Genomic DNA, 18,691 nt, shown 5'->3' on the forward strand with positions numbered 1-18,691 from the left:
ACCAAAGGAGTGTTCACATGAAGAAAATTGCTGCATTAGCGATTGTTGGCTTGTCTCTGTTAAGTGCTAACGTCATGGCTGCTGTGAAAAGCGAAGCCGTGAATTATGAACTTGATGGCACAAAATTCATCGGTCAGATGTATTACGACGATGCCGTGACAGAAAAGCGCCCCGGCGTATTAGTTGTCCACGAATGGTGGGGATTAAACGATCATGCCAAAAACCGTGCCGAAGAATTGGCTAAAATGGGTTATGTCGCCTTCGCGGCGGATATGTACGGCGATGGCAAAGTCACCGACAAACCTGCGCAAGCCAAGGAATGGATGACAGAAGTCACCTCCGACGTGGATGCATGGCGCGGTACTGCGCTGGCGGGTCTGGAGCAGCTCAAGAAAAGCGACAAGGTGGATACCAGCAAGTTGGCAGCGGTGGGTTACTGCTTCGGTGGTGGCACGATTTTGCAGATGGCGTACAGCGGTGTGAAAGATTTGGCGGGTGTGGTCAGCTTCCACGGTTCGCTGCCTTCCGCGCCGGATGGCACTGAAATCAACACCAAAATACTGGCTTTCCACGGCAATGCTGATGCGATGGTGCCACCTGCGACTGTCACCAAGTTTCTGGAGCAGATGGAAAAAACCGGCGCAGACTGGCAATTTGTCGCCTTCGGTAGTGGCGTGCGTCATGCCTTTACTAACCCCGATGCAGGCAAGTACGGTGTCGAAAACCTGAAATACGATGAGAAGGCTGACAAGCGTTCTTGGGCAGGAATGCAGACGTTTTTCAACGAAATTTTCAAGTAAGTCTTACCGCGAACGTGCCACGCGGAAGCCCCGGAATATCTGGCGACCGTTGGCATAATCCTTGACCCGGTAGGCGGCGCGTAAATAGCGCGGCCTGTCGTTCCACGAACCACCACGTAGCACGCGCTCGTGGTGGCTTCCGGCTTCTTCCCATGCCTGCGCGTTGCTGGGTGCGCCTTGGTAGGTGTCGTGCCAGCAGTCTTGCACCCATTCCCAAACATTGCCGCACAAGTCGTGTAAGCCGAAAGCGTTCGGCGGGTAAGCGTCGACGGGTGTGGTCATGCCGTGTTGCATCTGGTGGTTGGCGTGTTGAGCGTCTGCCTGCATTCCCCACGGGTAAGCCGCGTTTGTGCCGCAACGGGTGGCGTATTCCCATTCTGCTTCGGAAGGCAGGCGATAGCCTGTGCCGTTTAATTCACACAGCCAAGTGCAATAGGCTTGTGCATCCTCCCAACTCACGTTGATGACCGGGCGTTTGTCGCGTCCCCAGCCTTTGTCGTCCGGCAATGGCGCGTTGGTTTCGTGGCAAAAGGCGTCGTATTCGGCAAAAGTGACTGGGTATTTGCTCAGTGCAAACGCGGCAATGTAAACGTGGCGGGTCGGGCGTTCGTTGGCGGTGCAGCCGCCTTCCACGTCATCGCGCCCGTCTTGCCCGCCCATGAGGAAGCGTCCCGCTGGAATGTTGACCATGCGCGGCAAGGGTAGGGCGAGGCTGTGTGGGTGTAGTGCTGGGTACATGCGCTTATCGTAAAACAAGGTAGCGGCGCTTTCCTGTTTGGCTGACAAGCTGTCTGTGGTAGCGTTACGGTTTTTTACGCCAAAGGAATCATCACCATGCGCTGCCGGGTTAAAGTTTGCGGGATCACTTCAGTTACGGATGCGGCAATGGTCGGCGCAGCGGGTGCGGATGCGATGGGTTTGGTGTTTTACCCCAAGAGCAAGCGTAATTTGAGCATTGCGCAGGCGGCGGACATTTGCCGGGCTGCGCCGCCGTTTGTGACGGTGGTGGGTCTGTTTCTGGATGCGGAAGCGGATTTTGTGCGCGACGTGCTCGACGCAGTGCCGCTGGATGTGTTGCAGTTCCACGGTTCGGAAACACCGGAGTATTGCCGCCAGTTTCCGCGCCCGTATATGAAGGCGGTGGGGATGAAGGGCTTGGCAGCCAGCGGTGGTTTTGCCGCTTACGCTGACCATTACCCCGATGCGCAAGCGTTTCTGGTGGATAGCCATGCGCCGGGCGCGGCAGGTGGCACGGGCGAAACTTTTGACTGGACGCAAGTGCCACAGGATTACCCTAAGCCGATTATCCTCGCAGGTGGTTTGACCCCGGAGAACGTAGCGGAAGCGATCCGCACCAGCCGCGTGTATGCGGTGGATGTGAGCAGCGGGGTGGAATCCGCGCCGGGGGTGAAGGATGCCGCGAAGGTGCAAGCCTTCATGAACGGCGTGCTGTTGGTAAACTGAGTTCATGGATATGCTGAAACGTTTAGCACGCTGGCTAATGGCTACCACTGTACTGGGGGCGGTCGTAGGGGTTGGTATGTGGGTTTACCCAGCCTTCAAGCAATACTGGATGGGTGAACCAGCCAAAGCGGTGGCTGTGTCAGCGCCACCTTCTGTTGGTTTGCTGCCGACGGTTATGTTGATTAAGGCAGCGGAACCTGCGGTGGCTGATCCGCGTGGCTGGGCAAGTGATGTGCTGGATGTGCTTAAGCTGCATGGCTTGCCACAAAGTCGTGAGAATGTGTGTTCGATTATTGCGGTAGCTGATCAAGAGTCCGGGTTTGTCGCTAATCCCACTGTGCCGAATTTGGGTAAATCGTCTGAAAAAGCGGTGATTGAGAAGCTCAGTAAATTATCGATCCTGCGCGGTGGGGCGATCACGTTTCTCAACCGTTTTCCTGATCCTGCTGATAGCTTTATGCAGCGTATTCGTCGGGCTAAAACCGAGCGTGATCTTGATCTGGCTTACCGCGCTCTGGTGGCGGGGCTAGAAGATTATGCGCGTCGCTACAAGCTGGGTTTGTTGTTGGATAACCATTTTGCTAGCGACCTGATTGAAGGTAGCAATGAAATCGACACCATCGGTTCCATGCAGGTGGCCGTGAATTTTGCGGTGCAGTATGAAACCCAGCGGCGCGGTGGCAAGGCATTGTCGCTGCAAGAGATTTACCAAGTTCGCGATAGCCTTTATACCCGTAAGGGTGGGTTGTTTTACGGGGCGTTATTATTGTTGGGTTATGAGTCGGGCTACGACAAGAAACTTTACCGTTTTGCTGATTTTAATGCGGGGCGTTACAGCAGCCGCAATGCCGCGTTTCAGGCGGTGATTGGCGTATTAAGTAAGCAAACGTTGGCAACTGATGGCGATTTGTTGATGTACAAAGCCGATGGCAGCGTGGCGTCAAAGGTTAGTGGTACGGAGCAGGCGTTACGCTATATTAATCAGGCGTTTGCGTTGAATTTGAAAGAATCACAAATCCGCCGGGATTTGATGCAGGAAAAAACCCTGAGTTTTAACAATACCACGACCTATAAGCTGATTCGGGCAACGTATGCTAAGGCGACGGGGAAGGCGGCGGTCTATGCGCAAGTGCCTAATATCCAACTGCATAGTGAGAAAACCTCACGGATACTGACAACGGGGAAGTTTGCTAATACGGTGTATGGGCGGTATCAGCGCTGTTTGGCGGCACGGTGATGGGTAGCTTAGTGTGATTCCTGCCAGCCACAGCCTAATTCGGTGGCAATGTTATGTAGACGCTTGTCCCGCGTCCAAATCTGTGTTCCCGGTGATAGTAGGACAGTGGTTAAAAGGTGCAAATCCACATAGCCGATGCCTTTGCCCATCAGTTTACGTTGTTCTAAGCAGTACATGGTTTCAGCATGGCTGGCTTGGGTGATGGCGGGCAGACCTTGCCATAAACGCAACAGGGTTGGGCGGTTTTTCAGGTTGCCACACGCGAGTTCGCCCCACACCATTGGGTGCATACAAACTTGCACTTCATTCAAAAGAATGGCTAAACGTTCGTCTTTTACCCGCAGGTGATCAATCCAGACCGAGGTATCAACCAGAATCACAGGGCTTCTTCCGTGGAACGGCGACGGGGCTGGGCTTCCAGTTGTGGTTCGGAACCTCCCAATAAAGCGAGGCGGCGGGCGCTTTCGCGTTCGATCAGGGCTTTCAGGCTTTCACGCAACAGGGCTGCTTTTTCGGCAATGCCTGTCAGCTCAAATGCCTGACGTAATAGTTCATCATCAAGGTTTAATGTAGTACGCATGATTGTCTCCAAGGCATCAAATATATGCATCATATTATGCTTGTTTTGATGCTGTCGACAACTGTTTGATGTGAAGTTTACATCTGTAGTGATACTTATCACTGCCTGTGCGTCGTGTTTAGGTTACATTCCATGCCCATCTAATGGGGAACAGGGGCTTTCATGATCACCACCGACACGCCCGCAGACGCTTTCATCCAACGTTGGCAGGGCAAAGACGGCTCGGAAAAAGCCAATCTTCAGTTTTTCCTCGGTGAATTGTGCGAATTGTTGGGGGTGGAAAAGCCGCAGCCTGCGCAGGCGGATAACAAGTTGAATGCTTATGTGTTTGAGCGGCGTATTGATCTGCTTAAGGTGGATCACAGTTCCAATACGGGGTTTATCGACCTGTATTGCCGTGATTGTTTTGTGCTGGAAGGCAAATCGACGGGTAAGAAGTACGGTTCTACCGGATTAGATACGGCGATGATCCGCGCTCATCGGCAAGCTAAGAATTACATTGAAAATCTGCCTGCTACTGAGAAAAAGCCGCCTTTCATGATTTTGACCGATGTAGGGCATGTGCTTGAGTTGTATGCGGAATTTTCCTGTTCCAATTCAACCTATACCCAGTTCCCTGATAGCAGTTCGTACCGCATTAAACTCGATGATTTGCGTAAGCCGGACATCCGTGCGCGGCTGGCGGCGGTTTGGACTGATCCGCATAGTCTGGATGAATCCAAAAAAGCCGCTAAAGTCACCAAGCAGATTGCGACGCAATTGGCTGCGTTGGCGAAATCGCTGGAAGCGGCGCACGCGGCGGAAACGGTCGGCACGTTTTTGATGCGCTGCCTGTTTACCATGTTTGCGGAAGATGTGGAGCTATTGCCGAAAGACCGTTTCACGCACTTGCTGGAAAAGATGCTAGATAAGCCAGAACGCTTTAAAGCAGCGGTGGAAAACCTGTGGTTGATGATGGATAAAGGCGGTTATGACAATAGCGAGTATGTTGAGATTAAACGCTTTAACGGTGGGCTGTTTGCGGGGGCGACGGCGCTGGCGTTAGACAAGGCGCAAATTGAACTGTTGTTGAAAGCGGCAAAGGCGGATTGGCGTTACGTTGAACCGGCGATTTTCGGGACGTTGCTGGAGCGGGCGTTGAACCCGAAAGAGCGGCATAAGTTGGGGGCGCATTATACGCCGCGTGCTTACGTGGAGCGGCTGGTGTTGCCGACGGTGCTTGCGCCGTTGCGTCAGCAGTGGGCGGATGTGCAAACCGCTGCGACCGTGTTATTGGCTGAATACCAAAAATCCTTGGAAAAGGCGGAAAAAGCATCGCAGCGGATTGTGTTGCCTGTGGTGAATGATGAGTCTGCGCCGACTTCGCTGGAGTTGTCGGGGCAGCGCAAGGTGAAAAAAACCAAGAAAGTGCTGACGGCGGATGAGTCATTCAAGAAGGCGGCGATTGATGAAGTCCGCGCCTTTCATGCCCATTTGTGCAGTTTGCGGATTCTTGACCCGGCGTGTGGGTCGGGTAATTTTTTGTACGTGACCTTGGAACATCTCAAGCGGTTGGAGGGTGAGGTGTTGAATACTTTGCAGGCGTTGGGTTTTTCGCCGCGAACGCTGGAAATGGAAGGCGTGTCGGTGAGTCCGCAACAGTTCTTGGGCTTGGAGGTGAATCCACGGGCGGCGGCGATTGCGGAAATGGTGTTGTGGATTGGCTATTTGCAATGGCATTTCCGCACGCATGGCAATGTGTCGCCTGCCGAGCCGATTTTGCGTGACTTCCACAATATCGAAAACCGTGATGCGGTGTTGGCGTATGACGGCGTTGAAAACGTGCTGGATGCGGCGGGGAATCCCGTGACGCGCTGGGATGGGCGCACGGTCAAAACGCATCCGGTCACAGGCAAAGATGTGCCGGACGAAACCGCGCAAGTGCCAGTGTTGCGCTACCTCAAGCCGCGCAAGGCTGAATGGCCTGCCGCCGATTACATCATCGGCAATCCGCCATTTATTGGCAACAAGCGTATGCGTGAATTGCTGGGTGATGGCTATGTGAATCCTTTGCGCACCGCATGGACGGATGTTCCCGATTCGGTCGATTTTGTGATGTATTGGTGGCACAAAGCGGCGGAAGCAACTCGGAGTGGTAAAACACAGCGTTTCGGTTTTATCACTACTAACAGTTTGCGCCAGACATTCAATCGCAAAGTTTTACAACATCATCTTGAAGCACAAAACCCTGTATCGCTGATTTTTGCGATTCCTGATCATCCGTGGGTAGACAATGAAGATGGGGCAGCGGTGCGTATTGCTATGACCGCCTGTGCCGCAGGCGATTGGACTGGGCAATTGCAGCAAGTAACGCTTGAAACAGATACTGGTGAGGATGAAGTTCAAGTTGAACTCAGTACGCAAACCGGCAAGTTATTTTCTGATTTGCGCATCGGGGCAAACATTGCTGCCGCCAAACAATTGGTAGCAAATTCAGCGTTAAGTAACCGTGGCGTGATCCCACACGGCGAAGGCATGACGCTTTCCCCAGAACAAGCCAAACTCATTGGTTATGGTAGCGTTTCAGGTATTGAACAGCATATTAAAGATTACCGAAATGGTAAGGACATTATGCAGATACCTCGTGGAGTCAAAGTTATTGATCTATACCCACTGAAAGAAACAGAGGTGTTGTCTAAGTTTCCCAACCTGTACCAGTGGCTTATTGATAACGTGAAACCAGAACGATTGCTAAACAAAGATAAGAGTCTTAGAGAAAATTGGTGGTTGCATCGTCGTAATAATGAGGATATGCGCCGTTCTTTGGCTGGTCTTAAACATTACGTAGCAACAGTGCAGACATCAAAGCACAAAATATTTGTGTTTTTGGACGGTAGTGTTCTGCCTGATGATAAATTGATTGCTATCGCTTTGAGTGATGCGTATTTCTTGGGAGTGTTGTCCAGTCGCTTGCATATATTCTGGAGTTTGGTTTCGGGTGCGCGGTTAGGTGTTGGCAATGACCCTGTTTACAACAAATCCATGTGTTTTGATGCATTTCCGTTTCCTGATGCGAGTGACGCGCAGAAAGCGCAGATTCGGACGATTGCCGAGCAAATTGACGCGCACCGCAAGCGCCAGCAAGCCGCACACCCAACCCTGACGCTAACCAATATGTACAACGTGCTGGAAAAGTTGCGTAGCGGCGAAGCACTAAACGCCAAAGACAAAGAGATTCACGCGCAAGCCCTAACCAGCATCTTGCAAGAACTCCACGACAAGCTCGACCGTGCCGTATTCGCCGCTTACGGATGGGATGACCTCGCCGCCGAACTGGTCGGCAAACCCGGCGCAACCACGCCACTCCCCGACAAACCCGAAGCCCAAGCGCAAGCCGAAGAAGAACTCCTCAGCCGCCTCGTTGACCTCAACACCCAACGCGCCGCCGAAGAAGCCCAAGGCACTATCCGCTGGTTACGCCCCGACTTCCAAGCACCGGCTTCGACTCCGCTCAGCCCACGGGACGGGATGCCCAGCCAACAGGAAGACCTCGCGCTTGCCGACGACGACACCGGTTCCCTGAGCGCAGCCGAAGGGAACACCCCCGCCGTCAAACGCGACTGGCCAAAAGTATTACGTGAACAAACCCGCTTGGTACGCGAATTGCTGGCGCTGACACCGCTATCGGCTCAAGCACTCAGCAAACAATTCAAACGCAAGCCCTCCAACCTGCAAGAAGTACTGGATGCTTTGCAGGATTTGGGCATGGTGGCGTGTGAAGGCGAGGTTTATAGGATGGTGTGAGAGCTTGTGCTAGAATCTTCCCCGTTGGATGCGCTGTTGCTGCGCGTCTCCTCCCGTCTAGCATTACAGAGGCCGAGGATTGACTTCCTCCCCTCCCTAAAGGAAGGGGATTCCTAATTCATCGAGAACAGGACAACGACACCGAAATGCCATCACCGCTAACATTCTCTCCAAAGGCTAGCACCGCCAGTCCGGCGGCTAAAATGTTACGTGCTGCATTCACGTCACGGTCGTGGGTTGCGCCACATTCGGGGCATTCCCAAGACCGCACGTCCAGCGGCATGTTTGCTTTCACGAACCCGCAGCCGTTACAGCGTTTGCTGGAAGGAAAAAACCTGTCGATTTCGACATACGTCCTACCTGCCCAATTGGCCTTGTATTCAAGCTGGCGGGTAAATTCCCCCCAACTCGCATCCGCAATGTGCTTGGCCAGTGTCGGGTTCTTAATCATGTTTTTCACGGCGAGGTTTTCAGCGCAAACGACTTGGTTCTCGTTAATCAGTTTGCGGGACAGCTTGTGCAAGTTGTCCGACCGGCAATCGGAGATCTTCGCGTGAACACGGGCAACGTTGCGTTTAGCTTTCAGCCGGTTCTTGCTGCCGAATTTCTTCTTGGCAAGACGGCGTTGGTACTTCGCCAGTTTAGTCGCGTGTTGGGCGGTATGGCGGGGATTGCCGGACTTAAAACCGTCAGAGGTGACGAACAAATCCTTGATGCCCACGTCGATACCTGCCTTTTTGTCGGTGACGGGCAACAGCGTGGGTTCAAATTCACACAAGCAAGACACGAAATAGCGTCCGGCCTGATTCAGGCCATTGTTTGATGGCGGTCAACCGCGCATTAGCACCCAGGTAACTGACCTTTTCCTGAGTCTGATCGTAAGCATCCGTGCGGTAACGCAAGATGCTGTTGTACACGTAACGCACACAACCAAACGTCTGCGCCAGCAACTTTTCTTGTTGCAGGTCTGGGTAAAACCGGAATTGGTAGGCGCGTTTCGTTGGCATGACTCACAGTGTAGTTCATACCGTGTGATTTCTGTGTGTTTAATCAAGATAGCTTAACCAAAAAGAGGAGCGAGAAGAGGGTCGGCTAACGCCGACGCGCTATCCCTCCCCGCCCTGAAGGACGGGGTATCTCGCGCAAGATGGATGACCCTTACCGATCTCGACCGCCACCACGTTTGGCATCCCTTCACCCAAGCCCAGACCGCGCCCGACGCTATTCCCATCGCTTCGGCCAAAGGCATTCGCCTCTACGCCGAAGACGGTCGTGAATTCCTCGATCTGATTTCTTCATGGTGGGTGAATACTCACGGGCACGCGCACCCCACCATCGCTGCCGCGATTGCCAAGCAAGCGCAAACGCTGGAACAAGTGATTTTTGCCGGATTTACCCACCAACCCGCCGCGCAATTGGCGTATGAGCTGGTACAACGCCTGCCCAAGGGGCTGACGCGTGTGTTCTTCAGCGACGACGGTTCCACAGCGGTGGAGGTGGCGTTAAAAATGGCGTTGCAATACTGGCACAACCAGGGTGAAACCCAGCGTACCCGTTTTCTTGCGTTTGAGGGCGGCTATCACGGCGATACCGTCGGCGCGATGTCAGCGGGGAAGGGCTGTGGCTTTTTCGATACCTACGGCAGCCTGTTGTTTGAAGTCGGGTTGCTGCCTTTCCCGGAAACGTGGGATGGCGATACCGAGGTAGAGGCGAAGGAACAGGCGTCACTGGCGCGGCTGGATGAGTACCTCGCCGACCACGGCAATACCCTCGCAGCCGTGATCATGGAGCCGCTGATTCAAGGTTCATCAGGAATGCGCATGTGCCGCCCTGAATTTCTGCAAGCCTTGGCAACGCGATTGCGTGCAGCGGGTATCCTGCTGATTTTTGATGAAGTCATGACGGGATTTGGGCGCACGGGTGCGATGTTTGCCAGCCTCAAAGCGCAAGTGACGCCGGATATTATTTGCTTGTCGAAAGGGCTGACAGCAGGGTTTCTGCCGCTGTCGGTGACAGTAGCCAGTGAAGCAATTTACGCGGCATTCCTGGGGGATACGTTTGATAAAGCTTTTGTGCATGGGCATTCCTTCACCGCTAATCCGCTGGGGTGTGCGGCGGCATTGGCCTCGTTGCAAGTGTTTGAAGACGAGCAAACCCTTGCGAAATTGCCGCAAATCGAGGCTTGGCATCGGCAAGGCTTGGCAACATTGGCAGCGCACCCTCTGGTGCAACGGGTAAGGGTGATGGGGACGATTGCCGCGTTTGATGTTATAGCAACGGATGCAGGCTATACCTCGCAGATTGGGGCGCAGCTCAAAGCCTTTTTCCACGAGCGGGGGTTGTTGTTGCGCCCGTTGGGGAATGTAGTTTACTTGTTGCCGCCTTATTGTATTGCTGAGTCCGAACTTCGTCATGCTTATAAGGTTATTTTTTTGTCATTAATGACCCTTTCACCGCCTGCATGATACTGGCAGGTTTATTATGTTTATTTTTATACCAAATTGATATTATTTATTGTTTATATAAATAAATAATATTGCAGTTTTTATGTTATTTGTGTATTTCCGTAACATATTAGGCTTATACTTATTATAACTAATCTTATTGGCTTGAGAATGATTGAGGAAATTACTTATGCGTAATATACAATATACAACTAAATTCAATAATGGCAATTTAAGCGTTAAAAAAGTCAATGTACTACTGTCCAGTATTCTATTATCTGCGTTATTAGGCGCTTGCAGTGCCAATAATGGATCGACGGAAACAGCGGATAATACAACGGACACAACAGGAGCGTCTGCTACAACGGGAACAGGCACAACGGGAACGGATACAACGGGAACAGGCACAACGGGAACGGATACAACGGGAACAGGCACAACGGGAACAGGCACAACGGGAACGGATACAACGGGAACGGATACAACGGGAACAGGCACAACGGGAACGGATACAACGGGAACAGGCACAACGGGAACAGGCACAACGGGAACAGGCACAACGGGAACGGATACAACGGGAACGGATACAACGGGAACGGATACAACGGGAACGGATACAACGGGAACGGATACAACGGGAACGGATACAACGGGAACGGATACAACGGGAACGGATACAACGGGAACGGATACAACGGGAATGGATACAACGGGAACGGATACAACGGGAACGGATACAACGGGAACGGATACAACGGGAACGGATACAACGGGAACGGATACAACGGGAACAAGTGATGGTACTGGTTTCCCTCCATACTTCACCAAACTGGGTAACGACGGCTTACCACTGTCAGACGATGCGAGTTCTTGGAGTTGTATTCTGGATACCAGAACAGGATCCGTGTGGGAAGTAAAAACGGATGACGGCGGTTTGCGTGATAAAGACTGGCGTTATCAGTACAACGGTTCTTCCGGCTTATCACCTGCGGGTACGGATTACCCTTGTGTGGGCGTGTTCGCTTGTAACCCGATTTCCTACATAGAGACGATGAATGCCTATGCGGTCTGTGGTCAAACAAACTGGCATTTGCCTGCGGCTAGTGATATGGCTGGAATTGCTGAGCCACATGATGCGCCTCCACATATTAATCTTGCGGCATTTTCTGTGAATACTGATTTGCCTTACTGCATTACCAAGGCAACACCTGGGCGCTACCTAGGTTTCCATTTTGGATTAGAAGTGCCAGCGGGTGCTGATTTACAAGATCTGTTGAGTGTCGACATGAAAGATTATGATTTCGAGTGCCGCGTATTAAGCATTAGTAATCCATAATAAAAAATTATTCTAATAATATTTATAGGCTGGAGCTAATGGAGTTATTCATTGCTCCAGCATTAATTGGAATTATTAGTGCTAATTGTTATAAGCCATAAATTAAATATAAGCCAAATGTCGCTGATTCATTACCTGTTATTGTTATGATTTATGCTATAAATAAAGCGCGAGTTTCGAGTTTTATTTATCAATAAGGATTATTGATTTATGCATAATAAAAAATTTCAGTTAATTCAGCATGTTGTTGTGTTGTCCATGATTAGCCTGTCCGGTGTCACCGGGTGTTCCACTCTAAATCACATGAATGCTTTAAATGGTGGGATGGATGCCACTATGAGTTCTAATGAGATTGCAGCCTATGCGGCTAATCAGGAAGCGGTCTATCAGGCATTGCTGACCTTGGCTGGATTGCCTGACCAGCCAGCCAGTACTGAAGAGTGGAATCAGTTGATTATGGCGGGCGTGCAGTACTCCAATCAGAAATGTGAAAATTACTTGGACGCTGTGAATTGGTCAAAGCAAGGTAGTCAGCGCGAAAGTAGTTTATTGGGGCAATCTGGCTCATTCACCAACGGCATAATGGGAATTTCCAAGGCGAGTGCGCGTGAGCTGGCCTTGACTGCTGCTGCGTTTGGTTATGCCCGCGCTGGGTTTGATACCTTGAATGAGGATGTGTTGGCGGGTTTGGAGGCGTCTTCGGTACGCACTGTGGTGCATACCATGCAGCAACAGTACGTGGAGCGTATCCATGCTAACCAGTATACCAACCGTGTTGGTGCATTCAATGCGTTGCAGGGCTACATTCGTTTATGTATGCCGGGTAATATTGCTGCTGAAGCCAACCAGGCGGTACGTAGTGCTAAAGCCGTTGATCAGTCGGGCATGGGGGGTATCAACATGGCACCTTCCATTTCACTCAATGCGCCTGTACCCGTTGTTAATGAGTCGCTGCTGGCTACCCCAATTTTGCCGTAATTGTGTCCAGTCTCAACATCGCCAGTGGTTCCTTGACATCCTCCCTTCCCTGAAGGAAGGGGATTCCTACTGCATTCAGCTAGATAGCTGACTGACTTCGGCGGGTTCCTGCTTCACAGAGCGGCCTAAGGCCGCATCTCCACAGGCTAACGTGGTATTTTTTCCAGCGTGTGTACCGACTTTGAAGCGGAATTGCTGGAATTCGATGGCGAGGATGACCATGTTCACCTACTGGATAAACTATCCGCCAAAAGTGGCAGTCTCGGCTTTGGTCAATAGTTTAAAGGGGGTTTCTAGCCGAGTGATACGCAAGAAAAATTACCCTAACCTCCATAAGAAACTCTGGCGCGGTGCTTTATGGTCGCCCAGTTATTTTGCGGGTAGCTGTGGCGGTGCACCTATTTCTCTCATTCGCCAATACATTGAGCAGCAGCAGACACCACACTAAACACTCCGAACATAGGGCGGCTTCGCCACCCGCGCTATCCTCCCCGACCTGAAGGACGGGGTTTGCCGCGCAACCTGATCAGTGGGGGACGAACGTCCGCCGCCCGTTGTTGCAGGATGATTTCGCCCTGTTGGGCAATGGGCAGGATGGTGGGTTGAGTCATGGTTGTTGGCACGGTTTTTAGCTCAGTTGAACGGTTTCTGGATGTCATTATACTTTAGTGGGATGATGTTATACTGACCCGATTTACCCTTGCAGAGAGCCGTTTGATGCTGCCGAATAATGACAATACTAACGAAGGCTTGTTTCTTCCCTCACCCCCGCTACAACCCAAGGCTCGTTGGGAGCATGTGCTGCCGTTGTTGAGCCGTTTGTTGGTGTGGGGCATTATTTTCGGTTTGTTGGCCTTACTCAGCTCCTTTTTCACCCTGATTTTCCTGACGTTTGTGTTCGCTTACTTGCAATCAGGCATTGTGGATATGCTGACCCGACGGATGCGCTGGCTGCGTGTGCCCGTGGTGATTATGGTCGGCACCTTGTTTCTGGGGGCCATTATTGCCGTGAGCTTGTTTCTTGCGCCACAGGTGTATCAGCAGGCGACGGGGTTTGCGAAAGGCTTCTTTGTCTACATGGAACGCATTGATACGGAAGTGCTGGATCTGGCGGAACGTTACCCGGTGCTGCAAGAGGCTATCCCGGAATTACGTCGCCCGCCTGCGCCCACGACACCTGCACCGGCTATTCCTACATGGGCTGCGCCCGCCGCCCCGGTAATAAATGATACTGCCGTTGCTAACTCTGCCAACGGCGCTGCCGATACGATGCCCCGGACATTTCGGGATTCCCCCACCAGCCTGTTGTTGGGGTTTTTTACCGGATCGGATAAGCCTGTCGATGGGCGCGAAGCAGTGAAAGTGGGTCTGGATCAGTTGACCCATTTCAGTGGTCAAGCGCTGGGAATTTTAACCACTTTTCTGCTGGCGCTGTTGTTTGCTTTCCTGATTGTGCTGGATCTGCCGCATTTGGTGGCAAGTGTGCGCGATTTGGAAAATACCCGCTTACGGTTTATCTACGTGGAAGTGGCGGATAATATCTACCAGTTCGGTAAAGTATTGGGTCATGCCATGCAGGCACAATTTTACATTGCGTGTGTGAATACGGTGTTGACTGCGATTGGGGTGTCATTTTTAGGGATGGGCGAGCACATGGCATTCCTTGCCGTGCTGGTCTTCTTGTTTAGTTTTGTGCCGGTGGCGGGCGTCTTCATCAGTTCAGTGCCGATTTGCCTGATCGCGCTGAATACCGGCGGCGCGAATCTGATGTTGTTGAGCATTGGCATGATCATCGTTATTCATCTAGTGGAAGGCTATGTTTTGAACCCGCTGATTTATGGCGCACGTCTGCGGGTTAACCCGGTGATCGTGCTGATTATTCTCACGGTTGGTGGTAAGTTGTTCCATATCTGGGGCTTGATCCTGGGGTTGCCGGTGTGCATTTACCTGTTTGGTCATGCTATTCGTTACCGTAAGATGTGATTTTCATTTGTATTGACCAATATCAAGCACTTATTGCCGAAACACGCCACAATGTCTGTCATGGCAATTAAACTTAATAAGTGAATCATTATGTTGGTGTTAGGTATTGGCAATATCCTGTTACAGGATGAAGGGATCGGCATCCATCTTCTCAACTTCATGGAAAGGTGTTTTCCCGCGTTCCCGGATGTGACCTATCTGGATGGTGGTACCTTGAGCTTTACCCTCGCCAGCGACATCGAAGAACACGATCACTTGCTGGTGCTGGATGCGGTGGAATTGAATGCAGCCCCCGGTACCTTATGCTGTTACGAAAATGAGGCGATGGATCATTTTCTCGGTACAGCCAAGCGCAGCGCCCACGAAGTGGGTTTGCTGGATTTGATGGATATTGCCCGCCTGACCGATCACTTACCCAAACACCGCGCCTTGGTCGGTATCCAGTACCAGACCTTTGGGTGGGGCGAGCAGCCGACGCTGCGGGTAAAGCACAATATTCCGCTGGCAGGCCGTCTGGCTGCCAATGTCTTACAAAAGTGGGAGTTCGAGGCGCATCCGCCGTGCCGACCTCTCCGTCAAGCACCCAAGTTGGAGATCGCGCTATGAGTCTACATGCTATTCCTGTTCACGCCGAAGCCGCCGTCACGGGCAACTTGCGCCCCGTGCAGCACGAAATCCGCCAAGCACTGAGTGAGCTGATTGCGCATGGCACGCACGGCATGATCGACTTGCACAGCTTGCCATTTTCACCACAGGAATATGCGGCACTGGATGATTTTCTGGGTGAAGGCGAAATCGACCTGACCCTCAATGTGCTGGGCAAAACCCGCTTGCGTGAAAGCAGCTATGCTGGCATCTGGCGTGTTGAACACTTTGACGACAACGACAAACGTATCGGTTATTTCATCGAAATTGGTCATGTGCCGGAAATCCTGCGTTCCCAATGCGACGACATTAAGGAAGGCTTGGCGACCATGACCACGATTCTCGCGATGGAGGAAAATGATAATGAGGACGACGCAACATGAACCCCACGAGGAAACCTTAGGCGAACGCCTACGCTCGCAAGGTATTTCGCGGCGCGGTTTCCTGAAATTCTGCGGCCTGCTGGCATCCAGCATGGCGCTTGCCCCGGCGATGGTGCCGAAAATCGCGGCAGCGCTGGAACAGGCCAAACGCCCTTCAGTGATCTGGCTTTCCTTTCAGGAATGCACCGGTTGCACCGAATCCCTGACCCGTTCCCACAGCCCTAGTATCGAAGGCTTGATCTTCGATGCCATCTCGCTGGATTACCACCATACCCTGCAAGCCGCCTCTGGTTATGGCGCGGAAGAAGCGCGTGCCGAGGCGATGAAAGAACACTACGGCAAGTACGTGTTGGTCGTGGATGGTTCTATTCCAATCGGCAACCCCGGCTTTTCCACCATCGCCGGTATCAGCAATCTGGATATGTTGAAAGAAGCTGCCGCAGGCGCAGCAGCGATTATCGCGGTGGGGACGTGTGCTGCCTTCGGTGGTTTGCCGAAAGCTGACCCGAACCCGACGGGCGCGGTCTCTGTTGCCGACATCATCAAGGACAAGCCGATCATTAACGTGTCCGGTTGCCCGCCGATTCCGGTGGTGATTACCGGTACGATTGCCCACATTCTGACGTTTGGTATACCTGAGCTGGACAGTTTGGGGCGTCCGAAAGCGTTTTACGGGCAAAATATCCACGACCGTTGCTACCGCCGTCCGTTTTACGAACGCGGTCTGTTTGCGGAAACTTTCGATGACGAAGGCGCAAAAGCAGGCTGGTGTTTGTACAAGCTCGGCTGCAAAGGGCCCGTCACTTACAACGCTTGCGCCACCCTCAAATGGAACGAAGGCACTAGCTTCCCGATTGAAGCCGGGCATGGTTGCATTGGCTGTTCCGAACCCAACTTTTGGGATTTCGGCGGCTTCTATAAGGCGCTATCCATTCCCACCGGTATGACGGGGCAAACGGCTGTTTATGCCGCTGCTGCCGGGATTGCCGTCGGGGTCGCCGCTGGTGCGATGAACAAGAAAGCCAAGACGGATGCTGCTGGTTTGCACAAAACCGTCACCGTCGATGAATTGAATCAGGAGTCACCGTCATGAATGAAGTCGATTTCCTGTTATGGGTAAAAGGGCCAGCGTTTACCGTTGCCGTGGTGATCTTTGTCGCGGGTTTGGTGTTACGTCTGTTTGAAATCCTCTCGCTGGGGCGCAAACACAATTTCGCCGTGAGCAAAGGTGACCCGATGCAGGGCGGCCTGCGTGAAATGTGGCGACGTTCCATCCCGGCGGACAAGGCCACGTTTGAGCGTTCCCTGTTCACTATTGTGGCGGGGTATGTGTTCCACATTGGCCTGTTTGTGGTGATCTTCCTGTTGGCGGCACATATTGCGCTGATCAAGAGCGTGATTGGGTTTGGTTGGCCGAATTTGCCTACCCCGGTGGTGGATGCGTTTGCGGTCGTGACCATGATTGCGCTGATTGCGGTGCTGGTGCATCGCCTGCGCCATCCGGTGAAACGCTTCTTGTCAAAGCCGGGTGATTACGTGGTGTGGGCAGTGACGTTTCTGCCGCTGCTGACGGGCTACATGGCTTACCACCACTTGTTGCTGTCGCCGCAGATGATGCTGGGCTTGCATATTCTCAGCGTGGAATTGCTGCTGGTGCTGTTCCCGTTTACCAAGCTGATGCACGCTTTCACACTGTTTCTGTCCCGCTGGTATAACGGCGCGACAATGGGAATGCGGGGGGTTAAATCATGAGCGTACTGACACTCGAACGCGGTATCAACGCCTTCAAGGCGCAAATCGACGCGCCAATGGCGAGCTTCTTTTCTTCCTGCGTTTCCTGCGGGATGTGTGCGGAAGCCTGTTTGTTCTACACCGAAAACCCTGACCCCAAGTTCACGCCCATCTACAAGCTGGAGCCGATGCGCCGCGTGTGGGAACAGGAATACACCCTGATCGGCAAACTCAAAGCCAAGCTGGGCTTGAGCAAACCCGTGACCGACGCAGAACTCGCCGAATGGCAGGAACTGGTCTACAACAACTGTTCACTGTGCGGACGTTGTTCGGCAGTTTGCCCAGTCGGTAACGACATCACCTACATGATCCGCAAAATGCGTGAGGGCATGGTTGCCTCCGGTCACGCGCCGGAAGGCTTGATTGGCGCATCCACCCGTGCCGTACAGATCGGCAGCCCGATGGGGGTGAAACTGCCTGCCCTGCAAGCACAGGTCAAACACGTCGAAAAACACACTGGCATGGAAGTTCCCTTCGACAAGGAAGGCGCGGAATACTTGCTGATGCTGTCCTCGATGGAAATCATGAATTACCCCGAGTACTTGGAAGCGGTTGCCAAAATCCTTACCAACGCAGGCAAGACTTGGACGCTGAGTTCAGAGTGTTTCGAGGCCACCAATTCCGGTATCCAGATCGGCTCGTCCGACATTGCGCGGGAGTTGGTCAGCCGGGTGGTCGCTGCCGCCGAAAAGCTCAAAGTCAAAACCGTGATCAGCCCCGAATGCGGGCACGCTTACACCGCCTTGCGTTGGGAAGGGCCCAACCTGATTGGTCGCCCGTACACCTTCGCCGCTAAGCACATTGTCGAAGTGCTGGATGAATTACGGGTAGCAGGCTTGCTGGAAACCGAAGGTTTCGAGGACGCCAAAATGACCTTCCACGACCCTTGCCAGTTGGTACGGCGCGGTGGCGTGGTGCAACAACCGCGCAACCTGATGAACATGGTGGCGAAAAACTTCGTGGAAATGGCCGACCACGGCACCATGAACTGGTGCTGCGGCGCAGGCGGTGGTGTCAGCGCCAATGAAGATGCGGAAGAAGTGAAGATGAAAGCCTTCCAGCGCAAGAAAAAGCAGCTCGATGAACTCAAGGTCGACACGCTGGTAACGGCTTGCGCCAACTGCCGCATCCAGTTGGAGGAAGGGCTGGAAGTAAACCAGATGGATATGCCGGTAGTCGGCTTGACCGAAATGATCGCCGAACATCTGGTGGAACGCAAAGACAAGGGAGGTGCAGCATGATCTTGACTACTCCCCACGGCTAAAGC

The 18,691-nt window shown here is 52.7% G+C and carries 21 protein-coding genes and 1 pseudogene; 14 read left to right on the forward strand and 8 right to left on the reverse strand.

Annotated elements, in window-relative coordinates; translation table 11 throughout:
- The first annotated feature begins 17 nt into the window (after positions 1-17).
- Complete coding sequence (locus J9253_RS01445; protein WP_210222981.1) at positions 18-800, forward strand: dienelactone hydrolase family protein; 783 nt, start codon at positions 18-20, stop codon at positions 798-800.
- Positions 801-803: 3 nt separating this feature from the next.
- On the opposite strand, the gene J9253_RS01450 is transcribed toward J9253_RS01445, so the two are convergent.
- Complete coding sequence (locus J9253_RS01450; protein WP_210222982.1) at positions 804-1,586, reverse strand: formylglycine-generating enzyme family protein; 783 nt, start codon at positions 1,584-1,586, stop codon at positions 804-806.
- 48 nt (positions 1,587-1,634) lie between these two features.
- Between J9253_RS01450 and J9253_RS01455 the strand changes: the two genes are divergently transcribed.
- Positions 1,635-2,264, forward strand: a complete 630-nt coding sequence (locus tag J9253_RS01455; RefSeq protein ID WP_210222983.1) for a phosphoribosylanthranilate isomerase — start codon at positions 1,635-1,637, stop codon at positions 2,262-2,264.
- 4 nt (positions 2,265-2,268) lie between these two features.
- Positions 2,269-3,501: a DUF1615 family protein gene (locus tag J9253_RS01460; RefSeq protein ID WP_038141898.1), complete on the forward strand. Its 1,233-nt coding sequence runs from the start codon at positions 2,269-2,271 to the stop codon at positions 3,499-3,501.
- Between the two features lie 8 nt (positions 3,502-3,509).
- Here J9253_RS01460 and J9253_RS01465 read toward each other — a convergent pair whose 3' ends face one another.
- The gene (locus J9253_RS01465; RefSeq protein WP_210222984.1) at positions 3,510-3,881 is read right to left on the reverse strand and encodes a type II toxin-antitoxin system VapC family toxin; all 372 of its coding nucleotides are present in this window, start codon (positions 3,879-3,881) and stop codon (positions 3,510-3,512) included.
- Positions 3,878-4,081 carry a type II toxin-antitoxin system VapB family antitoxin gene (locus J9253_RS01470; RefSeq protein ID WP_028490234.1) on the reverse strand — a complete coding sequence of 68 codons (204 nt, stop codon included), beginning with the start codon at positions 4,079-4,081 and terminating at the stop codon, positions 3,878-3,880. Before J9253_RS01470 ends, J9253_RS01465 begins: the two co-directional genes overlap by 4 nt.
- A gap of 162 nt (positions 4,082-4,243) precedes the next feature.
- Between J9253_RS01470 and J9253_RS01475 the strand changes: the two genes are divergently transcribed.
- Entirely contained in the window at positions 4,244-7,864 is a 3,621-nt protein-coding gene (locus J9253_RS01475; protein ID WP_210222985.1) for a class I SAM-dependent DNA methyltransferase, read from the forward strand.
- A gap of 118 nt (positions 7,865-7,982) precedes the next feature.
- Here the strand turns inward: J9253_RS01475 and J9253_RS01480 are convergent, their stop codons facing one another.
- Both J9253_RS01480 and J9253_RS01485 read right to left on the reverse strand, forming a co-directional pair.
- Positions 7,983-8,651: an RNA-guided endonuclease TnpB family protein gene (locus J9253_RS01480; protein ID WP_210222986.1), complete on the reverse strand. Its 669-nt coding sequence runs from the start codon at positions 8,649-8,651 to the stop codon at positions 7,983-7,985.
- Positions 8,635-8,871 carry a helix-turn-helix domain-containing protein gene (locus tag J9253_RS01485; protein WP_210222987.1) on the reverse strand — a complete coding sequence of 79 codons (237 nt, stop codon included), beginning with the start codon at positions 8,869-8,871 and terminating at the stop codon, positions 8,635-8,637. The genes J9253_RS01480 and J9253_RS01485 overlap by 17 nt, the downstream gene beginning before the upstream one ends.
- A gap of 144 nt (positions 8,872-9,015) precedes the next feature.
- Between J9253_RS01485 and bioA the strand changes: the two genes are divergently transcribed.
- Complete coding sequence (gene bioA, locus J9253_RS01490) at positions 9,016-10,329, forward strand: adenosylmethionine--8-amino-7-oxononanoate transaminase (RefSeq protein ID WP_210222988.1); 1,314 nt, start codon at positions 9,016-9,018, stop codon at positions 10,327-10,329.
- A 338-nt stretch (positions 10,330-10,667) separates the two neighbouring features.
- Here the strand turns inward: bioA and J9253_RS01495 are convergent, their stop codons facing one another.
- Complete coding sequence (locus J9253_RS01495) at positions 10,668-11,126, reverse strand: hypothetical protein (RefSeq protein ID WP_210222989.1); 459 nt, start codon at positions 11,124-11,126, stop codon at positions 10,668-10,670.
- An 86-nt stretch (positions 11,127-11,212) separates the two neighbouring features.
- Here J9253_RS01495 and J9253_RS01500 point away from each other — a divergent pair, with 86 nt between their 5' ends.
- Complete coding sequence (locus tag J9253_RS01500) at positions 11,213-11,644, forward strand: hypothetical protein (protein ID WP_210222990.1); 432 nt, start codon at positions 11,213-11,215, stop codon at positions 11,642-11,644.
- 336 nt (positions 11,645-11,980) lie between these two features.
- On the forward strand, positions 11,981-12,622 hold the full coding sequence (locus J9253_RS01505) for a hypothetical protein (protein ID WP_210222991.1): 642 nt from the start codon (positions 11,981-11,983) through the stop codon (positions 12,620-12,622).
- A 75-nt stretch (positions 12,623-12,697) separates the two neighbouring features.
- Here J9253_RS01505 and J9253_RS01510 read toward each other — a convergent pair whose 3' ends face one another.
- A complete protein-coding gene (locus J9253_RS01510; RefSeq protein WP_210222992.1) occupies positions 12,698-12,844 on the reverse strand; it encodes a hypothetical protein in 147 nt (48 codons plus the stop codon).
- Here J9253_RS01510 and tnpA point away from each other — a divergent pair.
- Positions 12,773-13,070, forward strand: a pseudogene (tnpA, locus tag J9253_RS01515) (IS200/IS605 family transposase); the annotation flags it as partial. The gene J9253_RS01510 and the pseudogene tnpA sit on opposite strands and share 72 nt — an antisense overlap.
- A 34-nt stretch (positions 13,071-13,104) precedes the next feature.
- On the opposite strand, the gene J9253_RS01520 reads toward tnpA, so the two are convergent.
- Positions 13,105-13,245 carry a hypothetical protein gene (locus J9253_RS01520; RefSeq protein ID WP_210222993.1) on the reverse strand — a complete coding sequence of 47 codons (141 nt, stop codon included), beginning with the start codon at positions 13,243-13,245 and terminating at the stop codon, positions 13,105-13,107.
- Between the two features lie 94 nt (positions 13,246-13,339).
- Here J9253_RS01520 and J9253_RS01525 point away from each other — a divergent pair, with 94 nt between their 5' ends.
- The 6 genes from J9253_RS01525 to J9253_RS01550 all read left to right on the forward strand — a co-directional run bounded on the left by J9253_RS01525 (position 13,340) and on the right by J9253_RS01550 (position 18,665).
- Complete coding sequence (locus tag J9253_RS01525; protein ID WP_210222994.1) at positions 13,340-14,605, forward strand: AI-2E family transporter; 1,266 nt, start codon at positions 13,340-13,342, stop codon at positions 14,603-14,605.
- 90 nt (positions 14,606-14,695) lie between these two features.
- On the forward strand, positions 14,696-15,211 hold the full coding sequence (locus J9253_RS01530; protein ID WP_210222995.1) for a HyaD/HybD family hydrogenase maturation endopeptidase: 516 nt from the start codon (positions 14,696-14,698) through the stop codon (positions 15,209-15,211).
- On the forward strand, positions 15,208-15,633 hold the full coding sequence (locus tag J9253_RS01535; protein ID WP_051543536.1) for a hydrogenase expression/formation C-terminal domain-containing protein: 426 nt from the start codon (positions 15,208-15,210) through the stop codon (positions 15,631-15,633). The genes J9253_RS01530 and J9253_RS01535 overlap by 4 nt, the downstream gene beginning before the upstream one ends.
- Complete coding sequence (locus tag J9253_RS01540; RefSeq protein WP_228291472.1) at positions 15,614-16,726, forward strand: hydrogenase small subunit; 1,113 nt, start codon at positions 15,614-15,616, stop codon at positions 16,724-16,726. Before J9253_RS01535 ends, J9253_RS01540 begins: the two co-directional genes overlap by 20 nt.
- Positions 16,723-17,385 (forward strand): hypothetical protein, encoded by a 663-nt coding sequence (locus tag J9253_RS01545; RefSeq protein ID WP_028490334.1) that lies wholly within the window; start codon positions 16,723-16,725, stop codon positions 17,383-17,385. Before J9253_RS01540 ends, J9253_RS01545 begins: the two co-directional genes overlap by 4 nt.
- A complete protein-coding gene (locus J9253_RS01550; protein WP_210222997.1) occupies positions 17,382-18,665 on the forward strand; it encodes a (Fe-S)-binding protein in 1,284 nt (427 codons plus the stop codon). Before J9253_RS01545 ends, J9253_RS01550 begins: the two co-directional genes overlap by 4 nt.
- Positions 18,666-18,691: the final 26 nt, after the last annotated feature.

It is taken from the genome of Thiothrix litoralis, assembly GCF_017901135.1.
Classification (GTDB): domain Bacteria; phylum Pseudomonadota; class Gammaproteobacteria; order Thiotrichales; family Thiotrichaceae; genus Thiothrix; species Thiothrix litoralis.

What these genes read in the sequence shown, in the direction of transcription:
- J9253_RS01445 (WP_210222981.1), top strand. Translation starts at nt 18, where the DNA reads ATGAAGAAAATTGCTGCATTAGCGATTGTTGGCTTGTCTCTGTTAAGT.
- J9253_RS01455 (WP_210222983.1), top strand. Translation starts at nt 1,635, where the DNA reads ATGCGCTGCCGGGTTAAAGTTTGCGGGATCACTTCAGTTACGGATGCG.
- J9253_RS01460 (WP_038141898.1), top strand. Translation starts at nt 2,269, where the DNA reads ATGGATATGCTGAAACGTTTAGCACGCTGGCTAATGGCTACCACTGTA.
- J9253_RS01470 (WP_028490234.1), bottom strand. Translation starts at nt 4,081, where the DNA reads ATGCGTACTACATTAAACCTTGATGATGAACTATTACGTCAGGCATTT.
- J9253_RS01475 (WP_210222985.1), top strand. Translation starts at nt 4,244, where the DNA reads ATGATCACCACCGACACGCCCGCAGACGCTTTCATCCAACGTTGGCAG.
- J9253_RS01485 (WP_210222987.1), bottom strand. Translation starts at nt 8,871, where the DNA reads ATGCCAACGAAACGCGCCTACCAATTCCGGTTTTACCCAGACCTGCAA.
- bioA (WP_210222988.1), top strand. Translation starts at nt 9,016, where the DNA reads ATGACCCTTACCGATCTCGACCGCCACCACGTTTGGCATCCCTTCACC.
- J9253_RS01495 (WP_210222989.1), bottom strand. Translation starts at nt 11,126, where the DNA reads ATGGAGGGAAACCAGTACCATCACTTGTTCCCGTTGTATCCGTTCCCG.
- J9253_RS01505 (WP_210222991.1), top strand. Translation starts at nt 11,981, where the DNA reads ATGAGTTCTAATGAGATTGCAGCCTATGCGGCTAATCAGGAAGCGGTC.
- J9253_RS01510 (WP_210222992.1), bottom strand. Translation starts at nt 12,844, where the DNA reads ATGGTCATCCTCGCCATCGAATTCCAGCAATTCCGCTTCAAAGTCGGT.
- J9253_RS01525 (WP_210222994.1), top strand. Translation starts at nt 13,340, where the DNA reads ATGCTGCCGAATAATGACAATACTAACGAAGGCTTGTTTCTTCCCTCA.
- J9253_RS01530 (WP_210222995.1), top strand. Translation starts at nt 14,696, where the DNA reads ATGTTGGTGTTAGGTATTGGCAATATCCTGTTACAGGATGAAGGGATC.
- J9253_RS01535 (WP_051543536.1), top strand. Translation starts at nt 15,208, where the DNA reads ATGAGTCTACATGCTATTCCTGTTCACGCCGAAGCCGCCGTCACGGGC.
- J9253_RS01540 (WP_228291472.1), top strand. Translation starts at nt 15,614, where the DNA reads ATGAGGACGACGCAACATGAACCCCACGAGGAAACCTTAGGCGAACGC.
- J9253_RS01545 (WP_028490334.1), top strand. Translation starts at nt 16,723, where the DNA reads ATGAATGAAGTCGATTTCCTGTTATGGGTAAAAGGGCCAGCGTTTACC.
- J9253_RS01550 (WP_210222997.1), top strand. Translation starts at nt 17,382, where the DNA reads ATGAGCGTACTGACACTCGAACGCGGTATCAACGCCTTCAAGGCGCAA.